A 6,106-nucleotide genomic window follows, 5' to 3' on the forward strand; every position below is an offset into this window, starting at 1 on the left:
ACAAACTTTTTTAGGGATTATCGCCTTACAAACACAAAATTGCTTTCATCCAACTCATCCTCTCCATTGTAACGGTATGCCGCCAGTCGTCCGGCGTTTGTGACACATGCATCTACGCAACATACATTGACAGCAGGGATCATAGGACCACGGCCCATGCAATAGTGACCAATAAAAACTATTGGGGCAGACTTAGGATAGATTTCATAATCTGAAATGATTTCAGAAGGAATAGTATAATCAGGCAGTTCAAATTTATTACCGTAACTCAACTTTTTAAAGGTCTTTCCCTTAGGCTTAGTCCACCATTTCACCCTGAAGTTATCACGTCTCACGTTTTCTGCATCTTTGATCAGTAAATCCCCTGGCATATTAAATTCAATGCCTTTAATCGTTTCAAAAAATGCTTTGTTGAGATTTGTTCCAGGCAATAATAATCGTTTAAGAGTACTTCTTTTTAGTCTGCCATCTTTATGCAGACCTTGAAGTTTTTCAAAATGTTGATCATTCCAATAAGCATGCACGATCCGAATACCATTCAGTTTTAAGAAAAGTGGCAATGTTCTTAACCATTTAATATCTCTTTTGAGCGCTTCGGTGTTACCATTGTATTCCCGGGCAAATTTATATAGTAGCTTACTATTATTATTCCCCGGAATACGCAAAGGTTCTCCTTCATTGTCTTTGGTGAAATAAAAAATAGCATTCATCTCATGATTGCCAAGAATGGCCAGCGCTGTGCCTGCATTTACCATATCTCTCACTGTATGAATAACACCACGACTATTCGGGCCACGGTTAATAAAGTCACCAACAAAAACGGCTATTCTGTAGGCATGTGTCCATACACCGTTTACAAGTGAGTACTCAAGCTTTATTAAAAGTTTTTGTAACTCTATGTGGTATCCATGAACATCACCGATTATGTCGTAAAAATGTTCATCTTGGTGTCCATCATTAATTATAGCGGTCATTCTATAGCTAATTTCGTTACATTTGGTTGTGATGCTTCAAAAATAGGCATTTTACTAATGCAATTGTACTAATCTAGATTAAACAAAAGCTAAATATGAGTTCGAGAAGAAATTTTATAAAAAAAAGTGGATTAGCATCCTTGGGATTGATAGCAGCCGGATCGCAAATGAATGATATCAAAGCCGGGCGTAGAAAAAACGGTCGTGTAACAAAGCCTCTGGCTATTTCAACATGGAAAAATGGTATGCAGGCCAATGAGGCGGCCTGGAAAATACTAAAAGAAGGTGGTCGTGCCATTGAGGCTGTAGAAAAGGGTGTGATGGTAGTCGAGGCAGATTCTAATGATATGAGTGTTGGTTATGGTGGTCGACCTGATCGGGATGGTATTGTTACTTTGGATGCCTGTATTATGGATGAGACTGGTAATGCCGGATCGGTGTGTGCTCTTGAGAATATTAAGCACCCCATTTCAGTAGCCAGAAAGGTAATGGAAAAAACACCTCATGTGATGCTGGCTGGCGATGGAGCGCTTCAATTTGCCAAAGAAGAAGGATTTATTGAGGAAAATATTCTAACAGAAAAGGCAAAAAAGCAATGGCAGGAATGGCGAAAGACATCGGATTATAAACCGGTCATTAATATCGAAAATCACGACACCATTGGTATGTTAGCACTTGATCAGACTGGAAATATATCTGGAGCTTGTACAACAAGTGGATTGGCATACAAAATGCACGGTCGTGTCGGTGATAGTCCGATTATAGGTGCTGGCATGTATTGTGATAATGAAGTAGGAGGTGCTGTAGCAACCGGAATGGGCGAGTTGGTAATGAAAACCTTAGGTTCATTCCTTGTGGTTGAGCTGATGAATCAAGGCATGAGCCCACAAAAAGCTGTTGAAGAGGCTATTCTTCGGATTGTAAAAAAGATTCCGGGGTATCAGGAATTTCAGATCGGTTATCTGGCGATTAATAAACAAGGTGAAGTGGGAGCTTACAGCTTACACAAAGGGTTTAACTACGCCTTGTACGCCAACAATAGTAATAACTTAATTGATTCAGATTATTATCTGAAATAGAGAATTAGGGATCATACTCTTAGATCGATAGACTTTGAAAGTATGATCCCAATATTAAAAGTGTAAAATTTTTTAGAAAAGCTTATCTTCACATAATTGAAAATAAAAAGTTATGCTGAAGCGAATTAAATGGGGGATTATAGGATGTGGCAATGTCACAGAAGTAAAAAGCGGCCCGGCTTTTAATAAGGTAGCAGGCAGCACTTTGCATATGGTTATGAGAAGGGATAGTGAAAAAGCAAAATCATATGCTGACCGTCATCAGGTTCCCCACTGGAGTGATAATGCAGAAGAACTAATTCATCATCCTGATATTAATGCAATCTATATTGCGACGCCACCCGGATCGCATGCCGACTATGCGATCAAAGCTATGGAAGCAGGAAAGGCCGTTTATGTTGAAAAGCCTATGGCTGCAACATTTGAGCAGGCTAAACAAATGCTTACTGCAAGTGAACAGACAGGTATGCCATTATTTGTCGCTTACTACCGTCGGACGCTGCCTGGATTTCTGAAGGTTAAAGAGCTTATTGAGTCTGATACCATCGGACAGACACTATACGTAAATATGCGTCTGATTCGTCCTGCGCGAGCTTATGAAATGAATGGGCAAGATAATATATGGAGATTACAGCCAGAACATTCTGGTGGTGGTATCTTTTATGATCTGGCATCTCATCAGCTGGATTTTCTCGATTATTTGTTTGGTCCAATAAAAACTGTGTTTGGTGTAGCTGCCAATCGAGGTGGTTATTATGAAGTGGAAGATACGGTAAGTGCATCAATGCAATTTGAAAATGGGGTGGTAGGCAACGGTATTTGGTCATTTGTCAGTCACGAGAATGCAGAGGAAGATGTGATAGAAATTGTTGGTACAAAAGGAAAAATCCTGTTCTCCGGTTTCAAGCATACACCGATTGAATTATACAAAGACGGTGATTTGATTGAATATCCATATCTCAATCCGGAAAATATTCAATACAACTTAATTAAACAGGTTGTAGAGCATTTACAAGGCGTTTGTAGTTGTGTTAGTACCGGCGCAACGGCAATTCGCACCAATAAGGTGATGCAAAAGGTTGTACGAGACTTTTACGACGGTTAAAATAGAAATTAAGTTATAATCCCATATTATAATTCTTATTCCACAAGCTCAAGTTGTTGAATTGAGCTAATTCGTTCAGGTTTACCATTTTTGTTTAATGCAACAAGAGTGAATTCTCCCTCCATTGCAACAAACTTTTCATTTGTATACATTTCTTCAGCTCGGATTTCAACGCTGACATTTACTTTGACAGCTCCAACTTTAACCACCCGTGCGATTATCTCGATTATTGAATTAGGTTCAACTGCTTTAAGAAACTTAATGTTTGAAGTCTGAGAGGTAAACATACGTTGTTTAGTAGCTCGTGTGGCCGATATATAGGCAGCTTCATCCATCCATTGCATGGCTTTGCCTCCAAATAGTGTTTGATTAGCATTTAAACTATCTGGAAATATGGCTTTACAGATTCGAGTCTCACTGATTTTATATAGTTCATTCATTATTCAAGAATTTTTGACAAAAATAAGATAAGTAATGAACATTTGTTCATTATAATTGATAATTTTGTCTCATCAATTTGAATGTTATGCCTCGACCAAAACGTAAACGCTTTATCGATTTTCCACCACAAGTTGATGGTTTTAAGCCCTTTGGTATTCCAATGAGCGATCTGGAACCTGTTATTCTTTTGTATGAGGAATATGAAGCCATGCGATTGACAGACTATGAAGGCTTGAATCAAGAGAATGCTGCCCGAAAGATGAATGTATCAAGGCCAACTTTCACAAGGATTTATGATAGGGCAAGGAAAAATGTTGCAAAAGCATTTGTTGAGGGGAAAGCAATAATAATCGAAGGTGGAGATTTTCATTCTGATAATCATTGGTATAAGTGCATAGAATGCCATAAGCTTAGTATCAGTATTAATGAATTAAATAGCTGCAGCTATTGTAAATCAGATAATCTACGTGAATTAAATTAAAATGAAAGATCAAGAGTATAACGGTTACTGCATCTGCGTTTATTGTAACTCAAGATATCCGCATGTTAAACAACAACCTTGCAGAAACGAAAATTGCAGTAAATGCGGACGTCCGTTAATGAGAGAAGGGAGTTATCATCATCAATTATATTTAAAAAAGACAGGAGAAACGAATTATGAAACTGGCAATTCCAACAAAAAACAATCGTGTAGATGATCACTTTGGTCATTGTGAAGCTTATATGCTTATTACTGTAAATAATGAAAATAAGATTACTGAAACTGAACTTTTGCCATCACCACAGGGATGCGGTTGTAAAAGTAATATTGCATCCATTTTACAACAGAAAGGCGTAACCATAATGTTAGCAGGAAATATGGGAAATGGAGCACTTAATGTATTAAATCAGCATGGTATCATGGTTTTCAGAGGTTGTTCAGGTGATGTGATACAAGTAGCTGAAAATTATTTAAATAACAAAATTGAAGATTCTGGTATTGGATGTCTTCAACATTCAGATGACCATCAGTGCCAGCATTGATTGTTGCTAAACTTCAGATCGACTTAAATTTTAGAATCAGATTACCTAACCTTACTATTTAGATGTGTTCTGATCCCAAGTTTTGTTGAACTGAGGTTATTATAATCCCTTAAAGGCTATCTGCTTAGATGGCCTTTTTTCCGTTTAAAGCACTTCGGTATGCTACAATTGCTCTTTCCCTTGCAGTTTTGTGTTCCACTATAGGTGACGGGTAAGATGCCTGGTCAAATTCTTTTACCCATTTACGGATATATATAAAGTGCGGATCGAATTTACGCTGCTGTTCTGCTGGATTAAATACCCTAAAGTATGGCGCTGCATCACAACCTGTTCCGGCAGCCCATTGCCAATTACCATTGTTGGATGACAATTCATAGTCGAGTAGTTTTTGAGCAAAGTAAGCTTCGCCCCATTGCCAGTCAATAAGCAAATGTTTGCATAGAAAACTGGCACATATCATACGTACACGATTGTGCATATATCCTGTTTCATTTAACTGTCGCATGCCGGCGTCAACCATTGGGTAGCCTGTTGTTCCTTCGCACCAACGTTGAAATTCTCCTTCGTCGTTGCGCCATTGAACTGCATTATATTTGCGCTTGAAGTTATTGTTCGCAACATCAGGGAAATTCACAAGAATTTGAATGAAAAATTCCCGCCATATTAACTCGCTCAAAAACACATGGTGCGAATCATCAAGCAGTTTTAATATTTCGCGTATGCTAATGGTGCCAAAGCGCAAATGTGGACTCAAATGAGTTGTACCTTCCATATACGGAAAGTCTCTCTTTGTCGCATAATCATCAATATTAAAAGATTTCCAGTCGGGTACCTCGATTGTTGACAGGTTAAAGCCCAATGAATTAATGGATGGAAAGGCACTTCTATATTCTAAAAAGTTATTAAGAATGCCTTTGTTTGGCAACAACAGAACTTTCTCGTAATGCTTGAGCCACTGATTTTTATATGGTGTATATATAGTATAAGGTGAAGCATCTTTTTTAAGTATTTTATCATATTCAAAGACAACATGATCCTGGTGACTTGTTACTTCGATACCATTATCTATCAGAAGGTTTATGATGCCATTATCGCGTTTTATTGCATAGGGTTCGTAGTCACGATTATAGTGTACTTCTGCAATATCATATTCTGCTACTAGTTCTTTCCAGATTTCGACGGGTTCGCCCTTTTTTATTATAATACCACTCTCAAACCTTTTAAATAAACCGGTATCAATTTGTTTTAACTGTTTGTAGATAAAAGATACTCTTGCATCGTTTTTAGGTAATTCTTCAATAATATTGGTGTCGAAAATAAAGAGAGGTAAAACAGGGTATTTGCTGTTCAATGCAGCATTCAGCGCGGTGTTATCCTCAAGCCTTAAATCCCTTCGAAACCAGTGAATAGTAATTTTATTAATCATTGGGTCAGCTTTTTAATCATGCCATTAAAAATAAAATGATGAAAGGGTAATACTGAGA

Annotated in this window: 7 protein-coding genes; 4 read left to right on the forward strand and 3 right to left on the reverse strand. The window is 37.8% G+C overall.

Annotated elements, in window-relative coordinates; all coding sequences use genetic code 11:
* Positions 1-17 precede the first annotated feature (17 nt).
* Positions 18-974, reverse strand: coding sequence for a metallophosphoesterase (locus AC4MRQ_RS14415; RefSeq protein WP_491198390.1), 957 nt, complete (start codon positions 972-974; stop codon positions 18-20).
* A 95-nt stretch (positions 975-1,069) separates the two neighbouring features.
* Here AC4MRQ_RS14415 and AC4MRQ_RS14420 point away from each other — a divergent pair, with 95 nt between their 5' ends.
* Together AC4MRQ_RS14420 and AC4MRQ_RS14425 are read left to right on the forward strand one after the other, a co-directional pair.
* Entirely contained in the window at positions 1,070-2,053 is a 984-nt protein-coding gene (locus AC4MRQ_RS14420; protein WP_491198391.1) for a glycosylasparaginase, read from the forward strand.
* A 112-nt stretch (positions 2,054-2,165) separates the two neighbouring features.
* Positions 2,166-3,158: a Gfo/Idh/MocA family protein gene (locus tag AC4MRQ_RS14425; RefSeq protein WP_491198392.1), complete on the forward strand. Its 993-nt coding sequence runs from the start codon at positions 2,166-2,168 to the stop codon at positions 3,156-3,158.
* 35 nt (positions 3,159-3,193) lie between these two features.
* Here the strand turns inward: AC4MRQ_RS14425 and AC4MRQ_RS14430 are convergent, their stop codons facing one another.
* Positions 3,194-3,598, reverse strand: coding sequence for an acyl-CoA thioesterase (locus tag AC4MRQ_RS14430; RefSeq protein ID WP_491198393.1), 405 nt, complete (start codon positions 3,596-3,598; stop codon positions 3,194-3,196).
* Between the two features lie 86 nt (positions 3,599-3,684).
* On the opposite strand from AC4MRQ_RS14430, the gene AC4MRQ_RS14435 reads away from it, so the two are divergent.
* Together AC4MRQ_RS14435 and AC4MRQ_RS14440 are read left to right on the forward strand one after the other, a co-directional pair.
* Positions 3,685-4,080 carry a DUF134 domain-containing protein gene (locus tag AC4MRQ_RS14435; RefSeq protein WP_491198394.1) on the forward strand — a complete coding sequence of 132 codons (396 nt, stop codon included), beginning with the start codon at positions 3,685-3,687 and terminating at the stop codon, positions 4,078-4,080.
* A gap of 176 nt (positions 4,081-4,256) precedes the next feature.
* Positions 4,257-4,622 carry a NifB/NifX family molybdenum-iron cluster-binding protein gene (locus AC4MRQ_RS14440; RefSeq protein WP_491198395.1) on the forward strand — a complete coding sequence of 122 codons (366 nt, stop codon included), beginning with the start codon at positions 4,257-4,259 and terminating at the stop codon, positions 4,620-4,622.
* Positions 4,623-4,746: 124 nt separating this feature from the next.
* On the opposite strand, the gene AC4MRQ_RS14445 is transcribed toward AC4MRQ_RS14440, so the two are convergent.
* Positions 4,747-6,048: a cryptochrome/photolyase family protein gene (locus AC4MRQ_RS14445; protein WP_491198396.1), complete on the reverse strand. Its 1,302-nt coding sequence runs from the start codon at positions 6,046-6,048 to the stop codon at positions 4,747-4,749.
* Between the last annotated feature and the right edge of the window lie 58 nt (positions 6,049-6,106).

This window comes from Carboxylicivirga sp., assembly GCF_982718395.1.